The 18,466-nt window shown below is 49.9% G+C and carries 28 protein-coding genes; 25 read left to right on the top strand and 3 right to left on the bottom strand.

The features are described 5' to 3' along the window. The first annotated feature begins 65 nt into the window (after nucleotides 1-65). Entirely contained in the window at nucleotides 66-404 is a 339-nt protein-coding gene (locus MARHY_RS10965; protein ID WP_014421872.1) for a 4a-hydroxytetrahydrobiopterin dehydratase, read from the top strand. A 32-nt stretch (nucleotides 405-436) separates the two neighbouring features. Then, nucleotides 437-712, top strand: a complete 276-nt coding sequence (locus MARHY_RS10960; protein ID WP_014421871.1) for a YrhK family protein — start codon at nucleotides 437-439, stop codon at nucleotides 710-712. Here MARHY_RS10960 and MARHY_RS19045 read toward each other — a convergent pair. Continuing rightward, nucleotides 663-827 carry a tyrosine-type recombinase/integrase gene (locus MARHY_RS19045; protein ID WP_327022074.1) on the bottom strand — a complete coding sequence of 55 codons (165 nt, stop codon included), beginning with the start codon at nucleotides 825-827 and terminating at the stop codon, nucleotides 663-665. The two genes, MARHY_RS10960 and MARHY_RS19045, sit on opposite strands and share 50 nt — an antisense overlap. Before the next feature lie 31 nt (nucleotides 828-858). After that, complete coding sequence (locus MARHY_RS19105) at nucleotides 859-981, bottom strand: hypothetical protein (protein ID WP_407635400.1); 123 nt, start codon at nucleotides 979-981, stop codon at nucleotides 859-861. A 431-nt stretch (nucleotides 982-1,412) separates the two neighbouring features. Between MARHY_RS19105 and MARHY_RS10955 the strand changes: the two genes are divergently transcribed. From MARHY_RS10955 to MARHY_RS10825, 23 genes are all read left to right on the top strand, one after another. After that, nucleotides 1,413-1,640 (top strand): hypothetical protein, encoded by a 228-nt coding sequence (locus tag MARHY_RS10955; protein ID WP_014421867.1) that lies wholly within the window; start codon nucleotides 1,413-1,415, stop codon nucleotides 1,638-1,640. Between the two features lie 84 nt (nucleotides 1,641-1,724). Continuing rightward, nucleotides 1,725-2,162 carry a hypothetical protein gene (locus MARHY_RS10950; protein WP_014421866.1) on the top strand — a complete coding sequence of 146 codons (438 nt, stop codon included), beginning with the start codon at nucleotides 1,725-1,727 and terminating at the stop codon, nucleotides 2,160-2,162. Between the two features lie 93 nt (nucleotides 2,163-2,255). Then, entirely contained in the window at nucleotides 2,256-2,774 is a 519-nt protein-coding gene (locus MARHY_RS10945) for a hypothetical protein (protein ID WP_014421865.1), read from the top strand. 374 nt (nucleotides 2,775-3,148) lie between these two features. Continuing rightward, complete coding sequence (locus MARHY_RS10935) at nucleotides 3,149-3,676, top strand: hypothetical protein (protein ID WP_014421863.1); 528 nt, start codon at nucleotides 3,149-3,151, stop codon at nucleotides 3,674-3,676. A gap of 99 nt (nucleotides 3,677-3,775) precedes the next feature. Then, entirely contained in the window at nucleotides 3,776-4,246 is a 471-nt protein-coding gene (locus MARHY_RS10930) for a hypothetical protein (protein ID WP_014421862.1), read from the top strand. 84 nt (nucleotides 4,247-4,330) lie between these two features. After that, a complete protein-coding gene (locus tag MARHY_RS10925) occupies nucleotides 4,331-4,693 on the top strand; it encodes a hypothetical protein (protein WP_147271089.1) in 363 nt (120 codons plus the stop codon). Between the two features lie 90 nt (nucleotides 4,694-4,783). Next, nucleotides 4,784-5,737, top strand: a complete 954-nt coding sequence (locus MARHY_RS10920; RefSeq protein ID WP_014421860.1) for a hypothetical protein — start codon at nucleotides 4,784-4,786, stop codon at nucleotides 5,735-5,737. A 95-nt stretch (nucleotides 5,738-5,832) separates the two neighbouring features. Further along, the gene (locus MARHY_RS10915; RefSeq protein WP_014421859.1) at nucleotides 5,833-6,486 is read left to right on the top strand and encodes an AbiV family abortive infection protein; all 654 of its coding nucleotides are present in this window, start codon (nucleotides 5,833-5,835) and stop codon (nucleotides 6,484-6,486) included. A gap of 97 nt (nucleotides 6,487-6,583) precedes the next feature. Beyond that, nucleotides 6,584-7,270 (top strand): hypothetical protein, encoded by a 687-nt coding sequence (locus MARHY_RS10910; RefSeq protein WP_014421858.1) that lies wholly within the window; start codon nucleotides 6,584-6,586, stop codon nucleotides 7,268-7,270. Between the two features lie 85 nt (nucleotides 7,271-7,355). Continuing rightward, nucleotides 7,356-7,733, top strand: coding sequence for a hypothetical protein (locus MARHY_RS10905; RefSeq protein WP_014421857.1), 378 nt, complete (start codon nucleotides 7,356-7,358; stop codon nucleotides 7,731-7,733). 127 nt (nucleotides 7,734-7,860) lie between these two features. Continuing rightward, nucleotides 7,861-8,217: a hypothetical protein gene (locus MARHY_RS10900; RefSeq protein WP_152526094.1), complete on the top strand. Its 357-nt coding sequence runs from the start codon at nucleotides 7,861-7,863 to the stop codon at nucleotides 8,215-8,217. A gap of 107 nt (nucleotides 8,218-8,324) precedes the next feature. Further along, nucleotides 8,325-8,789, top strand: coding sequence for a GNAT family N-acetyltransferase (locus MARHY_RS10895; protein ID WP_014421855.1), 465 nt, complete (start codon nucleotides 8,325-8,327; stop codon nucleotides 8,787-8,789). 97 nt (nucleotides 8,790-8,886) lie between these two features. After that, nucleotides 8,887-9,165 (top strand): Imm32 family immunity protein, encoded by a 279-nt coding sequence (locus MARHY_RS10890; RefSeq protein WP_014421853.1) that lies wholly within the window; start codon nucleotides 8,887-8,889, stop codon nucleotides 9,163-9,165. A 493-nt stretch (nucleotides 9,166-9,658) separates the two neighbouring features. Continuing rightward, nucleotides 9,659-9,943, top strand: a complete 285-nt coding sequence (locus MARHY_RS10880) for a hypothetical protein (protein WP_014421852.1) — start codon at nucleotides 9,659-9,661, stop codon at nucleotides 9,941-9,943. A gap of 95 nt (nucleotides 9,944-10,038) precedes the next feature. Next, nucleotides 10,039-10,839, top strand: coding sequence for a hypothetical protein (locus MARHY_RS10875; RefSeq protein ID WP_014421851.1), 801 nt, complete (start codon nucleotides 10,039-10,041; stop codon nucleotides 10,837-10,839). A gap of 110 nt (nucleotides 10,840-10,949) precedes the next feature. Next, a complete protein-coding gene (locus MARHY_RS10870) occupies nucleotides 10,950-11,237 on the top strand; it encodes a hypothetical protein (RefSeq protein ID WP_014421850.1) in 288 nt (95 codons plus the stop codon). A 97-nt stretch (nucleotides 11,238-11,334) separates the two neighbouring features. Further along, nucleotides 11,335-11,793, top strand: coding sequence for an Rv1443c family protein (locus tag MARHY_RS10865; protein WP_041654798.1), 459 nt, complete (start codon nucleotides 11,335-11,337; stop codon nucleotides 11,791-11,793). Nucleotides 11,794-12,364: 571 nt separating this feature from the next. Continuing rightward, nucleotides 12,365-12,910, top strand: a complete 546-nt coding sequence (locus MARHY_RS10855) for a uracil-DNA glycosylase (RefSeq protein WP_050999010.1) — start codon at nucleotides 12,365-12,367, stop codon at nucleotides 12,908-12,910. A gap of 76 nt (nucleotides 12,911-12,986) precedes the next feature. Next, a complete protein-coding gene (locus tag MARHY_RS10850; protein WP_014421849.1) occupies nucleotides 12,987-13,388 on the top strand; it encodes a hypothetical protein in 402 nt (133 codons plus the stop codon). 67 nt (nucleotides 13,389-13,455) lie between these two features. Continuing rightward, the gene (locus tag MARHY_RS10845) at nucleotides 13,456-14,478 is read left to right on the top strand and encodes a hypothetical protein (protein WP_014421848.1); all 1,023 of its coding nucleotides are present in this window, start codon (nucleotides 13,456-13,458) and stop codon (nucleotides 14,476-14,478) included. A gap of 456 nt (nucleotides 14,479-14,934) precedes the next feature. Continuing rightward, a complete protein-coding gene (locus MARHY_RS10835) occupies nucleotides 14,935-15,375 on the top strand; it encodes a hypothetical protein (RefSeq protein WP_014421845.1) in 441 nt (146 codons plus the stop codon). Nucleotides 15,376-15,471: 96 nt separating this feature from the next. After that, on the top strand, nucleotides 15,472-15,858 hold the full coding sequence (locus MARHY_RS10830) for a tautomerase family protein (RefSeq protein ID WP_014421844.1): 387 nt from the start codon (nucleotides 15,472-15,474) through the stop codon (nucleotides 15,856-15,858). A 95-nt stretch (nucleotides 15,859-15,953) separates the two neighbouring features. Continuing rightward, on the top strand, nucleotides 15,954-16,487 hold the full coding sequence (locus tag MARHY_RS10825) for a GNAT family N-acetyltransferase (RefSeq protein ID WP_014421843.1): 534 nt from the start codon (nucleotides 15,954-15,956) through the stop codon (nucleotides 16,485-16,487). 933 nt (nucleotides 16,488-17,420) lie between these two features. Here the strand turns inward: MARHY_RS10825 and MARHY_RS10815 are convergent. After that, nucleotides 17,421-18,380: an AraC family transcriptional regulator gene (locus MARHY_RS10815; RefSeq protein ID WP_226374323.1), complete on the bottom strand. Its 960-nt coding sequence runs from the start codon at nucleotides 18,378-18,380 to the stop codon at nucleotides 17,421-17,423. Nucleotides 18,381-18,466 lie beyond the last annotated feature (86 nt).

Genomic DNA, 18,466 nt, shown 5'->3' with positions numbered 1-18,466 from the left:
GGGTTGATAAACGACGGGGGGGCACCCACGATGTGGTTGAAGCCACAAATATAGTGGAGGACGCTATGTCGAATCTTGGCCAGCAAAGCTGCAGCGCCTGCAGTGCCGATGCACCCCAGGTCACGGATGCTGAAAAGCAGACCCTGTTGAAAGACGTGCCTGAATGGCAGTTGATCGTTCAGGATGGGGAAGAGCAGTTACAGCGGGTGTTTACCTTCAAAAACTTTGTCCAGGCCCAGGCCTTTACCAACAAAGTGGCGGACCTGGCGGAAGAAGAAGGCCACCACCCCGCGATACTGTTGGAATGGGGGAAAGCCACCGTACGCTGGTGGACCCATAAAATCGGAGGCCTGCACAAAAACGATTTCATCATGGCCGCCAGAACCGACGAACTTTACCCATAATCGCTTCAAACAGACCGGAAACAGGAAGTGCCATGGACGAACAATCAATGGACAACCCGCTTACCCTGAAACTTGGCCACGAAGAGCTGATCATCCGGCGCCGCTACGAGATGATCAGCATCATCAATGATTTCTTCATCGCCATCTGGTTTCTGGTGGGGAGCATACTCTTCCTGTTTCCGAAGCATGAGACCGCCGCAATCTGGCTGTTTATTATCGGCAGCTTCCAGTTCCTGGTACGGCCCACCATCCGCCTGATCAGCCACATTCATATCCGCCGAATACCAGCGAGTAACTGGGAATCCTAAACGGCCTGGTCAATTTCCCTTCGCAAACGATCAACTGCTGCATGCCGAAATCGACGTCTTTGACACGTAAGCGAAGAGCTTCGTTAATCCTCAGGCCCGCACCGTAGATCAGCATGGCCACCAGCTTGAATTCGCCCTTTAGATTATCAATTACCCGCCTGGCCTCGTCCGGGCTGAACACAACCGGAAGCCTCGAAACTCCCGACAAAGCACTTGATCCAGAACACATAGGTTTTCTCGGTTTTGTAAGCGAGACCGCGAAGTCGGATAAAATTTCTGAGCCGATCCAGAAAGCGTGTGGATTGCGGAGAAATCGGGCAGCGGATGTCTATATCCTGGCTCCTTAATGGTTGTGTATAAATATACAGTATTTAATTTTCCGGAATTGTCAATCAAGTATCCAGAAGCGGAGTTATACGAACGCGTTCGCAAAACTCCGGGAAACCAGGGCGAAATGTTGCTAACCTTCTGATAAGTTTGAAAAGGAATATCGGGGCGTGCGGAGTTATACGCCCCCAATCTGGAGCAGGGGTGGCTCGAACACGGGCGTATAACTCCGGCGGTAGCCGTGGTGGATTTAGGTAATCTGCTGATTTTATTGGTGAAGCTGGGGTTTCTGAGAGTCGCTTTTTTTGGAGTTATACGAATGCGTGTTATACGAACGCGTTCGTATAATTAGCTGTTATGTGTAGGAGTATCCATGAGCGACGAAATTGAGTTTAAGCTCACAGAAGACGAAGCGTGGGTGCTTTTCGAGTTTGTCCGTAGATTTAGTGATACAGATCGACTCTCTATCGAAGATCAGGCCGAACAAAGGGCACTTTGGAATTTGTGCTGTATCTTTGAGAAAACGCTGCATCGAGCTCAAGACAATAGCTACGAGGAATTCATTGCGCAGCGTCGTGATCGGCTCCGAGATGAACTCTAAACTCCAGCACATAACAAACCGCGTAAGGCGGACGGCTTTCAGCCGCCGCTTCGCTCAGCGTTATGCTCAAAGGAGTAGTTAACTTTGGACGAAAAGAATAATCATTACAAAGAACTTATGAGCCGCATGAATAGTGCTCACGATCAGCAGTTCTACCTTGAAGCTTGCTGGTTTGCATATACGGTTCTTGAGGATCGTCTACTTTCCGCATTGAGACAGTCGGGAGGACCAACGTACGCCAATCATCGCCCTATTCGGATGCTCGGCAAGAAAATGCAGGAGATTCGTCAGCGTAAACGAAACGACGCTCTGCTGGCTGCGTACTTTGATGATCCGCTCATGGATAGAATCCATAAGTGGAAAGAGGATCGCAACGATCTTACTCACGCAATGGCCGATGGCACTAAAACGATGGCAGAAGTCGATAAGGCCGCATACTTGCTTAGCATGAGTGCTAAAAAGCTTGTAAAAGATGTTTGCGCGGCTGCACGACGCCTCAAGAAAAATCGAGAAAAAGCATAACAAATCAATCAAGTACGTTCCGGCCTTCGGCCTCCACCGGACGCCCCTGATGGGTCGCCGCTTATTTCAGCGTTATGCCGCTATGGAGCATTCATGACGATTCTCGATGAAATAGAAACAGAGGCTTGGCACATCCTGACCTCTATCTACACGCATCAGCGATTGGTGGAAGGCCTTGCTAAGAGCCCGACAAGATTTGAGTTGGCGAATCAACTTGTAGCCCTCAATGCATTGTTGGAAATGTTGGTGATACGCATAGCTCGCCTCGCGGATAAGCGGAAGGATGCAAGGTCTGTATCAATGCTTCTGAAGCGCGGCTCTTTTCGAGGATCGAGTGTAGACGTGAAAGAAGCAGCAGAGAAGTTTCTTTCACTTGCCGAGCCAGTCCTGAAAATGCGACATGAGCAGATCGCACATATGAAGCCCGGAACACTCAGCAGCTATGAGCCCCAAGACCTTCCAGCTGAAGCTATAAGGGCAACGGAATCCCTCGTCGACCTCATTGATATTGCTAGAGGCCAGCCGCTTTCATACACATACCGAGTAGGATCAATGGAGCCTGTCATTGATTTACGAGCCTCATTGGCGGCTGGTGAGATGGTCGCGGCGTAACAACTCATTCAAGCGGACGCCGTGCCGGCCCCGCTTAATTCCAGCGTTATGTGGTCAGAGCGGTATGACTAGGGAAGAAGGGATAGACGCGTTGGGCAGTATCGTCGATGCAGCAATATCGAATGCAGCAACTAGGAACAAGCTGCACGCCGAGTTAGCTGCTCTGAGAGCTGTGCGAGGTCCGCTTCCCGCGAAAGGCATTTTGGCCGAAGTTCAGAAACACGGTGACCAAGAGATTTCCGATGAAGTCGGATCTTTAATCAAAGATGTCTATTTCTACTTTGCTTAAACATTGGAAGTCACATAACCAGTACAGGCAAGGGACGCTCCTTTCGTCGCGCCCCTGCTGTTGGCGTTAAGGCATAAGACTCGAAATGATTTGGGAGTCATCTGATTGGAAGGAGCCGTTACTCAAATCGGCTAAGTGGCTGCGCTCAGTGAAGTTCTCCGACCGAACTCAAGAGAAGACTTTTGTTCGGATCGAAAAAGAGCTCTTTATAGGGTTTTATTCAATTCGAAAGCTGTTGGAGACTCTGAAAGTCTCTGATTCGACGAAAAAACTTAAATTTGAGGTCGAGTGGTATCCCAACAAAGAGCCGGTTCACGATTTGAACTGGCATCACCTTGACCGCCTGTACGACCTTTCCTCAAGGCATTTGGAGACAAGGGATATTGGGTTTCTTTGCAACCAGTTTATCCATAGCTACGTGTTTGTTGTTGCAGGCGACGCAGAGATTGACGGCGTTTACATCGCCTCTGATAAGATTCGCAACAAAAAGGTTTACTTTGTCTCTTTGCAAAATATTCTCAGAGCGTTTCGGGTAGTTGGGAGAGATTATCCAGCAAACCTCCAATTTACTCGTGATCCGGTGACGGGCGAAACAAGGGGGAGTGCCTGGTAGCCCTAACAAGTTGTTGTAGGTTGTTCCGGCCTGCGGCCTCCACCGGACGCCCCTGACGGGGCGCCGCTAAACAAAAGCGTTACGAGTATGGAGTAGCGAATGGCACGGATGGTTGATCCCGATCACGAGTGGGCAACTTTGGTTGGTCGGCTGCTTATTGCTTTTGCTGCAATGGAGAGCGTTACGCATCACTGTCTGAAAGAGTGGCTCAACGAATCTGTGTACCGTCACCTCGCAAAGATGAGGTTTTCTCAACGGATCGATTTGGTTATCGACCTGGCGAAGGAAAAACAGTCGCCCCCAGAGAAGATAGAGATCTTCATATCCAATTTAAAGAAAGCCAGGAAGCTCGCAGAAAAGCGTAATGCCGTAGCTCATAATCCCCTCGTGCTTTGCCTTTTCCAAGGTGAGGAGGAGTTCAAGGAGGCTATCGCCTCAGACAAGAAAGAGGACGAAGTTATTCAGCTCAGCGAGTTGCAGCAAATGGTTATTGAGGCCGAAGCTCTTGAGGAAGAGCTCTCGGATAGTAAGGTGAGGCTGCGAGAACATGAGTGGAAACCGCTCTCGTAACAAATGGGTCAAGCCGACCGGTACTACGCTGCGCTCCGTCCCGGCGGCTTACCCAAGGCGTTATGCACTAAATTGAGTACCAGCATGGACGTAATCGCAGAGTCCGTAAAACTGCACAGTCAGGCGTGGAGTGACCAGAGCAGATTCACGGAATGTTTGGAGCAAGCGGCAGGGCTGCTCAAGCAAGCTTATGAATCTGGAGATACCAGCTCTCTACTTATCAATAACTATGCAGCCGTGCTTTTGGACTTGCATCGAAATTTTGACGCCCTTGAATTACTGCGGCTTTGTGATCCGGATTTTTCTGAATTCTGCGCAAACTACGCCATAGCGGTCGCAAAAGCAGCTTACGATATCGACCTAATCCGCCATTGGAACCAAGCTGCATCAAAATACCCTAAAGACGAAAGAGCTATTGTCGCTTACATGGACTGGCAAGGACTGTAAATGCATAACAAGTGGCTGTTGTCGGACGCACCTACGCTTGCGCTTCGGTGCGCCGCAAAGCCAAGGCGTTAACAGTACAAAGGAAAAGTCATGAGCATCCTCAAAAATGCCCTTGATTCAATCGCAGTGGGCTTAGAAGATTTCGAGTCACCCGATGAACGAAGGATCATGTCATCGACACGGAATATATTTGCGGGCATCTTGCTGTTGTTTAAGCACAAACTTTGCGAACTAAGCCCTCAAGGTTCCGATGAAGCACTTATCAAGCAGAGGGTCTTGCCAGAACTTGATGCAACAGGAGCAGTCAACTGGGTTGGCAAGGGCAAAAAAACTGTAGATGTACAGAATATTAAAGAACGTTTTGATTCTTTGAATATATCTGTTGATTGGAGTCGTTTGGAGAGAATCAACAAATATAGGAATGATATAGAGCACTACTACAGCACCCAGAACAGTCAATCTGTGAAGCAGTTGATCTCCGACTCTTTTATTATCATTCGAGATTTTATAGTGGATGAGTTGGGTGATGATCCTAAATCGTTACTTGGTGAGGACTACTGGCGAATTCTTGTAGACGTAAACGAGGTTTACGCCAAGGAGAAACAGGAGTGCGATTTAACTCTGGAGAAGCTTAGCTACTACACCGATGAAATTCTCCATGCACTGCAAGAATATCATTGCGATGAGTGCGGCTCCGGCCTGCTTGAAACTGAGGATTTAGGTGAGGGAGCAGCGGCAACATTCAAATGCCGAGCCTGCGGAACTGAAACTCACTATGACGACATAGTAAACGATGCGGTGAACGAGTTTTACGCCGATGATGCGTACTCCGCTCAGAAAGATGGCGGTGAGACGCCGGTTGTCGACTGTCCTTTGTGCGGCTTCGGGACCTACATTGTCCATGAAGGTATTTGCGTTTCGTGTTGCGGGTCCGCCACTCATGAGTGTGTAAGGTGTGGCTGCAATATTCCTCCAGAGGAACTATCCGACGGCGACATTTGTGGCTACTGTGCCCATATGTGGGAAAAAGTTATGGCGGAGTAAAGTACAGTTAACCAAGTGGTCAACGGGACGCCTACTGCGCTGCGCTCCGTAGCCGCCCATTACCCACCGGCGTTAGTTTCTTATATGGATCGTCAGTGAAGAAAGAAGAAGGTGTCTCAAAGTACAAGCTCAACAGGATTGCCACTGAGGCCTTGAGGAATGCCATTCGTCTTCACTTTGATTCTATCCTTCTTTATGAAAATGGCTCGTTCCCACGTGCGTTTCAGCTTTCGGTCTTGGCTCTGGAAGAATTCTCAAAGGCCAACTGGGTAGACCACTATATTTGGACATCCGAAACCAACGAGGGGTACGAGGATGCCGAATTTGAGCAGGGTTGGCTAAAGCTCCTATATTTGCACCCAGCGAAGCAATGGAATTTTGTCGCTAGAGAGACAGACGATTACTCTCCAAATTTCGTCTCTTTGATTCAGAACCGACAGTTGGAAGAGAAGAAACAAAACTCTATCTATGTTGGCCTTTCTCGGGCCAAAGGAAAAATAGATGCAGATAGTCGAATTTCTACTCCGTGGCGAATTAAGCAAAAGGACGCCAGGCAGGTTATTTCGATCATCAATGACGAGCTACTCCGAATCTGCAGGAGAATTGAAGAGGATGAATTCTATTTTGAGGGCGGCAAAGATATGGATGATGTGTTTGATTATGAAATCTATAAAAAGATTTTGAAGTGGCCCCACAAGAGCGGGTTAAAGAACGACGGTTGGAGAAAGAGGAACCTCCAACGAAACTAACCAGTGCAGGCACGGCGACGCCTACTACATTGCGCCTTTGGCTCCATTTCGTGGGCGCGCATGCTGCAAGCATTAGCCAGAACCGAGGTAAAGGTTTTTGAAAATCGCTCTTGCAATGATCATGTCCGCAATTGCCTTGGTTGCGTTTTTATCGTATCTGACCGATCGAGTTACGGACGATGAGAGGTTTGCTCACTTCGAAGAGGCATGTCGCACTGCACAGGAACAAGTCTTTTCGAAGGTGCTTTCTGCCAGCATTGCTTTGGAGTATTACCCCGTTTCGGGTGTAATCGAACAAAATTACTATCCAACAAAATTGGCTTCTGACCTATTAAGCGAACCGGAAAGGTTTCAAACCGTACAGCTTCTATTCAACAGCGATGATTTGAGCTCCTCAAGACCGCGGACCAATTTGCTTTGCGAGGGAAGCTTTATAATCTCTGCGACCAATAAAGATCAGCTCAAGCTAGGGCTGTGCGGCATGGTTGGAGGAAAAGAACATTATCGGCAACGTCAAAGCAAAACCAATGTGTCTGATGTCGTTATCCGCTATCGTTATGGACCGCGTAATAAATACGATGTGAGGAAATTTATTTTCCTTATTGAAGACTATAAAAATGGTGAGCTTTTGGCGCTACAGAGCAGTTACCAACTTCTATTGGGCCAAATGGCAGAGAAAGAAAATCGGGTTTGGCTCGGCTGGGGCGCTGCAGAAGGGGCTCGCAATTGTCAGCTCAGCCCTCCGAAAGATTTTGTGCTGTCTGTTGTGGCACCCAATGGCTAACAAGGCCAGGCACGGCGACGCCTTTTTCGTTGCGGCTGCGCCTCCACTACAAAGCCGCGCATGCTGGCGGCGTTAGGCATTACTAATGAATGAACTAAGTGATCGGAAAAAGGAGCTTGAGGCCCAAGTACATAATTTGGCTCCGATCGTGCAAGGGCTGAAGAAGGCTCTCAAGGTTCTGGCGCTCTCAAATGATGACCAAGAGGTTCTCTCCCGCCTTTATGAGACGAACAAGGCAGTATATGAAGAGAGCAGAAAAGAACTCAAGAAGATAAAGAAATCGATCAAACCTAAGAAATCTCGTCAAACCAGGCAGCCGCCTAAGACGGTTGATCAGATTAAATTGAGTTATCGAAAAAGGGTGGCAGAGAAAATCCAAGAAATTCATAAGATTTCGGGTTTTAATCGCCGCCGCCCAAAGATTGTGCAAGGTGGGGCGCCCGGTCTAGGTAAAAAGTCATAGAGCCTAACAAGGCCAATCACGGCGACGCCTACTACATTGCGGCTTCGCCTCCATTTCGTAGCCGCGCATGTTGGCTGGCGTTATGCGTAGGAGAGAATGATTGGAGTTGGGCTGTTGGGATAAAGCCATGTTAAAGAGCATTGGCTGGGTAGGTGCTGCATTTTTCGTTTACGGCGCATTAACGCTAGATGCATTTTCCAGCCTGAATAGTGCCTATGGCTTTCTCGCATTCGCCGGCATTTTTAGCGCGGTTTACATTTTGCTTTCGGTGCTTGGCTGGCTAGCGGTCGGTCTCCCCAGTCATTGGGTTATTTGCAAGTATACGAGTGGTGGCTATCGATATTACGTTGTCGTCGCTATTCTGTTTTTTGCGGGTGTTTTGATCTTCTCAAATATGCAGGCTGCAGCGTTTTTTGGGCTGGTCGCGCTGGTACAAGCATTGGTATTCAGGTTTTACCTTACGGGTAAATCGCATAACCAGTAGTTCAAGTACGTTCCGGCCCTAGAGGGCCTCCACCGGACCGCCTTGCCTACGCGGTGCTCCGGCAAGTCGGCCGCTTAACATCGGCGTTACATGGTGAAGTCAGGCCTATGATTTCGGTGAAACTGAGGAATCTTCGTCACCAAGATAAAGGGGCTGTCATTTCTATGCTTCGAGATCCGCAGGTAATGCGGTTTCTTGGGCCTCGTCGTGCCCTGGCTGAAGATGAGGCAGATTCGTGGTTTGAGAGTGCGCTTACTAACCCGGCCCGCTTCGCTGTAGCCAACGCTGATACTGACGAGTTCATCGGGTTCTGCGGCATTAAACAGATGGATGGTGTTCTGGATTTCGGCTATTTCATCAGATCGGAGTTTTGGGGCAACGGCATAGCTGCCAAGGCATGCGAGTTGGCAGTTGAAAGGCTATCCTCCGAGATCGATTTCGATACCGTTCAGGTTTTCATCGCGGATGACAATGTGGCTAGCCAGAGAGTAGCTCAAAAATTGGGATGGCAGGCCACGCACAATGGTACTAAGGATGGAGAGCATGGCCGATACTACCGAATCACCATGTAACCAGGCGGTCAACCGGACGCCAAAAGCCAACCGCTTTTGGTTCCCTCCGCTGCGCTCCGGCGCCGGTTACCATCAGCGTTATGTTTTCTGAGGAAGTATGGACGATTACCTACTGACATTCGAAACTGACGAGGAAGGTGAGCAGGTCTTTGTTCATGGAGATCCAGCGGGCCTTGAGTATTTTGCAAAGCAGCTTCTCGAGATTGCTGGAAAAGCGAAAGCTGGGGATTTTCCCCATGAGCACTATTTCACCAACGAGTGGGGTGGCAACGAGTTGTCATCCGAACAGCAGTCGGAAAAAGGCAGGCTTATAAATCATGTCAAAGTATATGGTTGGCCTACGGTGGACGGTGGCAAGCCGTATTCAAAAACATAACCAATGCAGGCACGGCGACGCCCATTACATTGCGCCTTCGGCTCCATTTCATGGGCGCGCATGCTGCAGGCGTTATACACAAGGAATGTTCGTAGATCATGGCAAGGAATCGCGGCCAAGGTGGGCCGATTGAAACAAGGTTGATTAGCCTTTTTGCATCACTGTTTTTCTCTATCCCAACCGCAGTATTCGTTTGGCTCTGGGTCAATTTGGAGTTGGCGGTATACTGGGATGGCTTTCTCAGCAGTCGTTACCTCATTTCCTGTATCTTGATTTTTGCTGTGTTGGCGTTGCTGCTACCGAAACTGTTTCCGTCTATTCTCGGGGGTGTCTGGCGCGGTATCGCCAAAGTTTGGCACTGGTGGGGGTGGTAGCCTCATGTATAACCAATCGTTCAAGTTCGCTACCGGCCTGGCGGCCGTCCGCCGGACGCTTACTACGCTGCGCTCCGCAGGCGCCGCTTAACATTCAGCGTTAAAAATCGGAGGGAACCGTGCTCAAAATTGATACGCAGCCAGTGGTCTATTATTCACAGCTCGACGAGGATCACTTCTTTACTTGGGCGCAGGAAATCCCATGCATCAAAAGCATCGACCGCGGCTATCTGCATATCCAAGAATCAGAGGTGGACGAGCAAGCCATGAGAGATTTGCTAGCTATCTTGGAGCGCTACAGGTTGTCAGCAAAGCCTCTCGCAGCGCTTTGTACCCCCGAGAATGAGTCGTGGTTCAAGGACAAAAACAAGTTCTGGTACCAGGATGTCTTCGGGAGTTTTTAACAAGTTGTTGTAGTTCGTTCCGGCCTGCGGCCTCCACCGGACGCCCCTGTCGGGCCGCCGCTAAACCAAGGCGTTAGCGTTTTCGGGAGATAGCCATGCCTTTTATTAAAACCAAAGGTCCCAAAAAAGGGCTATGCAATATCTGCGGGACGCATGGCAAGCTGACTGAAGACCATGTGCCACCTAAAGGCACGATTAAGTTTCCTAGAATGACCCTGTACGGCATCAGCGAGGTGCTCAATGCAAAAGCTGAAAAAGATCGGAAGGGGAGGGATTTTCAGCAAGGTGTTAAATTCCGAAGTATTTGCTCCGTCTGCAATAACGACTATCTCGGTGGGCTCTACGACCAAGAATTAAAAAATTTCGCTAACAACGTTGGCTCGTACCTACATAGTTTGGTGGCTCGCCCTAATGCGACCACTTTTCCCGTTGTGCCGGGCAAAATTATTCGTGCTGTGTGTGGCCACATTCTCGCGCTCGGAGTCGAACGTTTTCCAAGGGGAGATATGGGCGATGCTATGGCGGATTTGGTATTAAACCCAGATAAAGAAATCCCAGACAGCCTGCACTTTTACTACTGGGTCTATCCATTCTGGGATCAAGTGGCGATTCGCAATTTTGGTTTTCTGGTTCATACCGGCACACCGCCACTGGTTAGCTCCGTTTTAAAATTTTTTCCGCTGGCATTTATGGTTCTTTGGGAGCCAGCTACGGACTTCAGGAGCTCGCTCGTCAGGCTAAATGACTTCTGTGTAGGTGCTGGCAATAATCAGGTGGATATACCGTTTCGTCTTACAAATATTCCGCCGCAGCGTTTCCCTGAGGCTCCTGGGGATTCCGGTGTTACGCTGCATGGTAGTGATTCATACTTTTCGAGCAGGTTGCGCCGATCGTGAACTACGCTAACCAATCGCTTAAGTACGTTCCCGGCCTCGCGGCCGTCCACCGGACGTCCCTGACGGGCCGCCGCTTAGCTTTGCGTTAAATGTCACAAGGAGTCTGGGTCATGGATTGGCTAATCTGGGTTTCGGTAGCCGCTCTTGCACTTGGGGTTTGGCACGAAATCAATAGGTTCCCCGCGACGGGTAATTCCCTGCGCAAACTCCAAGAAGCACTCGATGATCTTCAGTCAGAAAACGAGGACTTGAAGCAGCGTCTGTCGATCCTTGAAGACGACTATCAAGAGGTCTCGGAACAGCTAGATCGAATTCGTGATCTCGAGTATTGGCGGGCCATCGACGAAAAGGATGGGGAGGCTCTTAATGAACTCGACAAGCAGCGTGGGAACATTTAACCAATCATTCAAGTTCGTTCCCGGCCTGGCGGCCGTCCACCGGACGCCCTAGTCGGGCGCCGCTTAATTTTGGCGTTAACTGTCACGGAAGATCATAGTGAAATTTGAAGTATCGAGTAATCTTGAGCTCAGCCCGGAAGATATTAGCGCGCTGCTCACCATGAGCGGAGTGAATAGGGAACTGGGTCCTTTTATTCGTATGACAGCTCCTCCTGTATGGTCAAACAAGGCAATTTTCGAGTGGCCCAAAGGCGAGGTGCTCTTTTCAAGCTGGATATTGCTGTTTGGCATCTTCCCAATAGATAGGCACAAGTTCTTTCTTCAAAGTATCGATCGTCAACGGGGTTTTGTGGAGGAATCCAGTTCATTGATCAATAAGTTGTGGCACCATCGTCGGAACATCGATAGAAACGGAGCATCATGTCGGGTTACTGATGCCGTCGAGTTCCAGTGTCGGTTGCCTCTATTGGCCTACATTCTGGCGCCTGTTTACCGGTTCATCTTCAAACACCGTCATAAGGTGCTGAGGTCATACTACGGTGCTAGCGCCAGTTAACCAGTGCAGGCACGGTGACGCCCACTACATTGCGCCTTCGGCTCCATTGCGTCGGCGCGCATGCTGCAAACGTTACAAGGCAATACATGACTCTTGATCGGGACACGAAAAAGGCCCTTTGTTGGGATTCAGGCACCCGAAGCAGCAAATCAAGCCAAAAGGTGTCGGGGCCAGACTATTCCAAATCCTATGTGTGCCTTACGTGCAGAACTGCCAATAAGCGCCATGTTGAGGGTACGCCTTCCGATTATCCTCTCACCATGTCGTGTCCGATATGCAACGACACTATGTTCAACGTTGGGCGGCACTTTAAAGCACCAAAGAAAAGCGACAATGCCCAATGGAAAAAGGTCGGGTTTTTAATAGCGCATGGCTTCTTGTTCCAGAAAATCAGGCCAAATCCCAACAGCTATGAGTCTGTTCCATACCCTGACACATTGGAAGAAGCCAAAGAATTCGTGGTTAAGTACAAAGACTGGGCGATAACCAGTGCCTTGTAACAAGTTGGTCAAGCTGACCGATACTCTGCTGTGCTCCGTCCCGGCGGCTTACACAGGCGTTAACCAATGAAATGAATCTATCAGCAGTCGTAGACAAAATAAGGCAAGAGCATGGATGTTCCGAGGATGTCCCGGGATTTGATCCGCGTAATGGAAACGAGAACGCAACGTTTCTGTTTCTTTTCGAGGCCCCAGGTGCAAAGGCTCTAAAAACTGGATATATATCTTTTGATAATTCAGACCCAACAGCAAGAAACTTCAAGCAACAGCTTGAGCAAGCCGGAATAGATAGAAAAGAAATTGCTGTTTGGAATACGGTCCCCTGGTACATCGGTAACCAAAGCAAGTCTTCTATCCGAGCGGCGAAGGGCAAGGACATTCAGTCTGGCATTTCATATCTGCAGCCAATTATCGAGGCCATGCCTGCCCTCAAATGTATAGTGCTGGTTGGGAGTGCAGCGAGGCGGGCGCATATTTTTGTATCCCAAATCACAGATGCGAGAATACTGAGCTGCCATCACACCTCAGCTAAAGTGATGAATACAAATCCAAATGCCTTGGCGGAGAACATCCGAGTTCTCCGGTTCATGAAGCAAACATCGGCCAAATATGGTTAACCAGGGGCTCTAGCCGACCGGCACTACGCTGCGCTCCGTACCGGCGGTTTAGCACGGGCGTTAAGTTGCAATAATTATGAATCAGTTCGATGGACCAAACTGGCGAATCAATTTGCTGCCCGGGTGGCTAGGAGAGCATGAAGAAGGTTGCTCAATCGTTTTTCATCCGGAAGGCGTCGGAGCACTCGAGATCAGTAGCTATTCCAAAGAAGGAATGGTCACGGAAGAAGACTTAAGAGGGCTGGCGCAAGAGCACATAGAGGCCGGTGCCAAACTGACGGAAACCTCCGCTGGCGACTTCAAAGGGTTCACTTTAGCATTTGGTTCGGACAATGAATTTTGGCAGCTATGGTATGTGGCCAGTGGGCCAACGGCTCTGTTCATCACATACAACTGCCAGGCAGTCGACCGTGACGCTGAGATCGAATCGATCAAAAGCATGGTCTCAAGCTTGGCTGCAATTTATACCAGTAGGTGAGGCCGACCGGTACTCCGCTACGCTCTGTCCTGTCAGCTTACCCAAGGCGTTAAGAGGCGAGCAGTAAATGCAACAATTGCAGACATTCGAAGACCAGGTTATTTCGGCAGTACAAGACTTTGCAAACTCAATTCGTTCAGGAAGCAAAGTCGTGGCTGATATGTCTGCACTGATTGATGTAACCGATAATTTGCCTCTTTCCAGCTTTGACTACTGGGAGCGTTTGATTCGCTCTGAGTTTTCTTCGGCGTTAAGAGAGTCCAGCACTCCGAAATGGAAGGTTTGGTCAAAGCCCAAGGAATTTATAACCTGGCTTGACCTGATTAGCTGGGATGGTTACAGGCGAGAAAAAGCTCTACGAGCCCTGTCAGGGGCCGCGCCGAATGCATTCTTTTTTTCTCTAGCAGTTCGCAGGCTTAATGATTGGGTGCCTCAAGTTCGCAAGGCTGCAAGAGAAAAACTACCAGAGATAGCAGGATCTACAGATCCTGATTATGTCGTTGAGGCGCTAAGCATTGCGCTTTCCAATTGGAACTCTTGGGGCAGGATCGAAGAAGGAGATAAAGAAGTTCTTCTTCAAATTATCTGTGAAGAGAAAATTGCAAAGTCTCTTCGTTCTAAGTTGATTTCATCGGCTTCTGGGCCTATGCCATCGCTCTTTTCTCAACTTGGCCGGACACCGATTCTTGACGAAAAAATGGAAGAAATAGCTAGTTTTGCGATTCAGCCGTCGGTTCGAGCTAAAGCATACCGCAGCCTATTTGAAGGGCGGATTGTATGGATGGACGGCCGGAAATGGGAGTGGACCGATATACGTTATTGTGAAGGCCGGCTAAAGCCTGTCGTTGCTGAGCGCAAGCTGAATGTTAAAGCTCCAATGCTCGAACTATTGAAAAAATCATCTGAAGATCGATCATCTATCGTAAGGCGAGTTTCAGCTGAGATTCTGATACGAGAGCTAGACAGTTTAGGTTCTGTTGCCAGGACGTTTACTGAGCGTTTTATCTCGGATAAATCTCGGCCCGTATCTGAAAGGGGTGAGTTCGCATTAAAGAAACTTGATGAGGCGGAGCGTGCCACTACCTCTTAACAAGAGCATGTTGTCGGACTGGTTTTCCGCTGTGCTCCAAACTAGCCGCAAATGCGAGCGTTATAAGTTGCGAGAAGTTTTTGTTGGATTTTGGAAAGAGACTAGATATTTGCGATCCGATGCGGATAGAGGGTAGGGGATTGGGTAGTCTGAGTAGGTGGTTCAAGGTTCTACAGCTACTTTTACCAATTATACTGATCGGTATCGGAGTGCTTCATGCCGTTTCGACTCTGATAGGGGCCGGTTTTGACGCAGCTATCAATCAATTTCTATATCCGTTCATCTTTGTAACAAGCGGGCTCGTTCTCAGTGACTTCAATAGGCGCCGCAAGGATCTAAACTGAGGGTCTATGCCAAGACTTATAACAAGGCCCGGCACGGCGACGCCTACTACATTGCGGCTTCGCCTCCATTCCGCAGCCGCGTATGCAGGCTGGTGTTAGGTGAGCAAAATCAATGTTTCCGTTTCTCAAAAAAGCCTTATCTGGGCGCAATAAGCCAAGTATCGAAATCGTTCACGACAGGTTGGGCCCGATGACTTTTTTTGAAAGTGAAGGTTATTGGGAGGCGGCCAGTGGCGAGGTTTTCCATAGTATTCCAGGCGACGCGAGAGGGCCCTATCCTCAATCAGTGCAGTTCATACTGAGCAAGCTTGCCGAGCTTGATCACTATTTCGATAAGTGTTCCGAGCACCTTGTGTCGATCGCCTCGGGTTGGGATTCGATTCCAAAGGGTATGGCTGCTTCGGAGCTGTTTCAGGTCTCTGCTATTTCTGTGGATACGACTGATAACCGGGAGTGGGAAATTTGTTTCGAAACACGGCCGGAATTTAGGTGGATCCACATTGGGCTGCAATTTGAGAACGAGGAAATCCTCTCAAATGACATCAGCACCTAACAAGGCCATTAAGGTCGTACCAGGCTGATGGCCCTCCACCGGGCGCCCTTGTCAGGGAGCTGCTTCTGGCTGGCGTTAAACATTGCAGGAGGCATTGTGATAGTCATCTATGGAATCAAAGAACACCTTAACCCGATCAAGGCTCAGCTCTCTGAAGTCATTCACGGATGTATGCAAACCGTACTTGGGATGCCGGAAGACAAACGGGCTCATCGTTTCATCCCTATGGAAGCCGAGGATTTTTATTATCCTGGTGGCAGGACACCCGCTTACACGGCCATCGAGATCAATATGATGCAGGGTCGAAATCCCGAGACCCAAAAGGCCCTGATCAAGGAACTCTTCAAGAAGATTGAGTCCGTGGTTGGCATATCACCCGTAGATGTTGAAGTCACGATCAAGGAGCAACCGCCACACTGTTGGGGCTTTCGTGGCATGACTGGAGATGAGGCGTGTGACCTCAAGTATTCAGTCAATGTGTAACAATTCAATCAAATTCGTTCCGGCCCAAAGGCCCCCCACCGGAGGCCCTTTTCAGGGCGCCTTTTATTGCTGGCGTGAAGCACAGGGAGAGAGCGGTGTCATTGTTTGAAACAGAGAGGTTGGTTGCAAGGAAGCTATCCCATCAGGATGTCCCGGTGCTCACCGCAATGCTCAGTGATCCGGAAGTCATGAAATTCTCCGTTCGCGGAGTTTGCGACGAGGAAGCTACTCGAAAGTTCGTTGATTGGTGCCTTGAGTGTTACGCCTCTCATGGAATAGGGCCGTGGGCATTCTGTGAGAAGGAATCTGGGCATTTTATCGGCTTCTGTGGCATTGCGCCTGAGTTGGTTGGCGATGTCGAAGAACTCAATCTAGGTTATCGGCTGGCGCGCAGTTTCTGGCACCAGGGGTACGCGACAGAAGCTGTAAAGGGTGCCCTCCAGTATGCTTTCGATCAAACACACCGCGAGTCGGTAATTGTTATTATCGAGCCGGAGCACACAGCCTCTGTTAGGGTGACGGAGAAGGTTGGGTTCAGAGATTATACGATTCGAGAATTCCATGCCCGAGCTGTGCGGGTATATCGAATGACGTGCGACGACTGGGCATTGCATAACAAGTTGTCGTAGATCGTTTCAAGCCTGGCGGCCCTGCACCGGATACACTGCGCTCCGTAGTCGCCACTGAACCAAGGCGTTAAATATCAGCTGAATATGGGTCGCATACGGAAGTTTCTTCATGACGCTGGAAGGCTAAAGCCCTACTATCGATTCTGTTCAAATGTAGCTTCGGGTTCGGGAATAGTGATCGGTATTGGCCTATGGTACTTCACTTTGGTTCCGCTCTTGGCGACCTCGTTTGAGATTGATGTCGCTGAAGCAGCACAACCCGGCGATCCGACCGCATTCTTTGCGGTCACAATGGTTTTGCTATTGGTCGTGGCAATGATCATTTGCGTCCAGGGAGTCTTTTTGGCTCTGGTGTTACTTGGTCGCTTGAGGTTTGCTGATGTGATGTCGGTAATCTGGCGTTTGCGTTACCCTCGGAGTTGGGTCAATTATTAACAAGCCGCGTCACTCGAACGGCAGTGGTGGGCGATAGCTTCGTTAAAGATATTAAGCCCGCAATGTGGTTAGGTCTTAAGGCTATCTGGTTGACCCAGGAAAATGCACCTCGGGGAACTGAGGTTCGGGTCTTCAGGAGCTTGCGAGACTTGTGCATGTAACCAGGTTGATGGCTACGATGCCGGCATCACGTTGATCTGGAATGCGGCCCTTTGGTTCCTATGCCACAAACTCTACGCACTAACTGGATGATGAACGTGACTAAAACTCTGTATTTACTGCTGGTGTGTGTCTTGGTTGCTGGCTGTAGCAGCAAAGCCGTGTATGACAATGTGCAGCGAAACAACCGACAGGAATGTGTCAGTGTGCCACCCCCTCAGTATGATGAATGCATCGAACGTTCCAGTAAGTCATACGAAGAGTACGAGAGGGATCGGGCTGAGGTACTCAAATCTGAACCATAGAGCCGTGGGCGGGAAAGTCGGGCTCATTATGTGATTACCTTTCGCAGCCTTTCCGCCGCAGTGGTGGCACCCCGAAAACCCGCTTGTAAGCCCTCGAAAACGCCGCTTCGGATTGGTACCCCAGCTCTTCAGCCAACTCGGTCAGTGTCACGGGTGATTGACCAATTCTAAGACGCGCCAGGTTCATCCTCCATTCGGTCAGGTACTGTTTTACTGAAGTGCCTATCACCTCGGTAAACCGGGCGGAAAACCCGGAGCGGGACATGCCCGCGTGCCTGGCCAGCCGGCTGACTGTCCAGTCAGCCTCAGGATGTGCGTGTATGGCCGCCAGAGCCTTGCCCAGTTTCGGATCTTTCAGCGCACCCAGCCAGCCTTTGCTGGCTTCCGCGCTGGAGTTGATCCAGTGTCGTATGGCCTGAATCACGATGATATCTGCCAGGTGGGCCATCACCGTGACCCCGCCGGGTGATAGTGCGCGGGCTTCCTGCTCCATCAGTTGTATCAGCGTTGTAAGCTGGGCGGGCAGGGCGCCATCGTCGCCTTTTATGTGAATGCACTGTGGCAGTTCACGAATGAGCTTCTGAGCCGCAATCTGGTCGAAGCCAAGCACGCCGCAGGTCAGTCGGGTTTCTTCTTCGCCCGTGCGCTGTTCTTCCGTGCCGGCCCCGCCATAGCGCATGAACTCAAAGCGGTCTGTCAGCCGGGTGACAGGAATATCGAAAAAGGGCTCGCACGGCTGATCGTTACTATGGGAAATACAGTGGCCTTCCCCTTTGGGTACCAGCGCCATGTCGCCCGTTTTAAGGAGCAGGCTATCCTGGTCTTTGAAACGCAACCAGCAGCTTCCCTGGGTGACGATGTGAAACATCATTTTGCCCCCGAGCGGCGGCATCTCCATGCCCCAGGGGCTAATCAGTTCGGCAGTCGCGTAGACGGTACCATCCATGCGAAGTGAACACAGCGTCTCGCCGAGTGGATCGGAGGTTGTCGGCATGCGCCGCTCAAGTTCAGGGATCATTGTTTCTCACGGGTTTTGGACGATCTGCAAAATATAGTAGATAGAAAAGCATTAAGCATCAG

It is taken from the genome of Marinobacter nauticus ATCC 49840, from assembly GCF_000284615.1.
Classification (GTDB): Bacteria; Pseudomonadota; Gammaproteobacteria; order Pseudomonadales; family Oleiphilaceae; genus Marinobacter; species Marinobacter nauticus.
This window is presented reverse-complemented; position numbering and strand designations above follow the sequence as displayed.

Coding starts and splice junctions, on each gene's coding strand:
- MARHY_RS10965 (WP_014421872.1), top strand. CDS start 66: ATGTCGAATCTTGGCCAGCAAAGCTGCAGCGCCTGCAGTGCCGATGCA.
- MARHY_RS10960 (WP_014421871.1), top strand. CDS start 437: ATGGACGAACAATCAATGGACAACCCGCTTACCCTGAAACTTGGCCAC.
- MARHY_RS19045 (WP_327022074.1), bottom strand. CDS start 827: ATGCTGATCTACGGTGCGGGCCTGAGGATTAACGAAGCTCTTCGCTTA.
- MARHY_RS10955 (WP_014421867.1), top strand. CDS start 1,413: ATGAGCGACGAAATTGAGTTTAAGCTCACAGAAGACGAAGCGTGGGTG.
- MARHY_RS10945 (WP_014421865.1), top strand. CDS start 2,256: ATGACGATTCTCGATGAAATAGAAACAGAGGCTTGGCACATCCTGACC.
- MARHY_RS10935 (WP_014421863.1), top strand. CDS start 3,149: ATGATTTGGGAGTCATCTGATTGGAAGGAGCCGTTACTCAAATCGGCT.
- MARHY_RS10930 (WP_014421862.1), top strand. CDS start 3,776: ATGGCACGGATGGTTGATCCCGATCACGAGTGGGCAACTTTGGTTGGT.
- MARHY_RS10925 (WP_147271089.1), top strand. CDS start 4,331: ATGGACGTAATCGCAGAGTCCGTAAAACTGCACAGTCAGGCGTGGAGT.
- MARHY_RS10920 (WP_014421860.1), top strand. CDS start 4,784: ATGAGCATCCTCAAAAATGCCCTTGATTCAATCGCAGTGGGCTTAGAA.
- MARHY_RS10905 (WP_014421857.1), top strand. CDS start 7,356: ATGAATGAACTAAGTGATCGGAAAAAGGAGCTTGAGGCCCAAGTACAT.
- MARHY_RS10900 (WP_152526094.1), top strand. CDS start 7,861: ATGTTAAAGAGCATTGGCTGGGTAGGTGCTGCATTTTTCGTTTACGGC.
- MARHY_RS10895 (WP_014421855.1), top strand. CDS start 8,325: ATGATTTCGGTGAAACTGAGGAATCTTCGTCACCAAGATAAAGGGGCT.
- MARHY_RS10890 (WP_014421853.1), top strand. CDS start 8,887: ATGGACGATTACCTACTGACATTCGAAACTGACGAGGAAGGTGAGCAG.
- MARHY_RS10875 (WP_014421851.1), top strand. CDS start 10,039: ATGCCTTTTATTAAAACCAAAGGTCCCAAAAAAGGGCTATGCAATATC.
- MARHY_RS10870 (WP_014421850.1), top strand. CDS start 10,950: ATGGATTGGCTAATCTGGGTTTCGGTAGCCGCTCTTGCACTTGGGGTT.
- MARHY_RS10855 (WP_050999010.1), top strand. CDS start 12,365: ATGAATCTATCAGCAGTCGTAGACAAAATAAGGCAAGAGCATGGATGT.
- MARHY_RS10850 (WP_014421849.1), top strand. CDS start 12,987: ATGAATCAGTTCGATGGACCAAACTGGCGAATCAATTTGCTGCCCGGG.
- MARHY_RS10845 (WP_014421848.1), top strand. CDS start 13,456: ATGCAACAATTGCAGACATTCGAAGACCAGGTTATTTCGGCAGTACAA.
- MARHY_RS10835 (WP_014421845.1), top strand. CDS start 14,935: ATGTTTCCGTTTCTCAAAAAAGCCTTATCTGGGCGCAATAAGCCAAGT.
- MARHY_RS10815 (WP_226374323.1), bottom strand. CDS start 18,380: ATGCCGACAACCTCCGATCCACTCGGCGAGACGCTGTGTTCACTTCGC.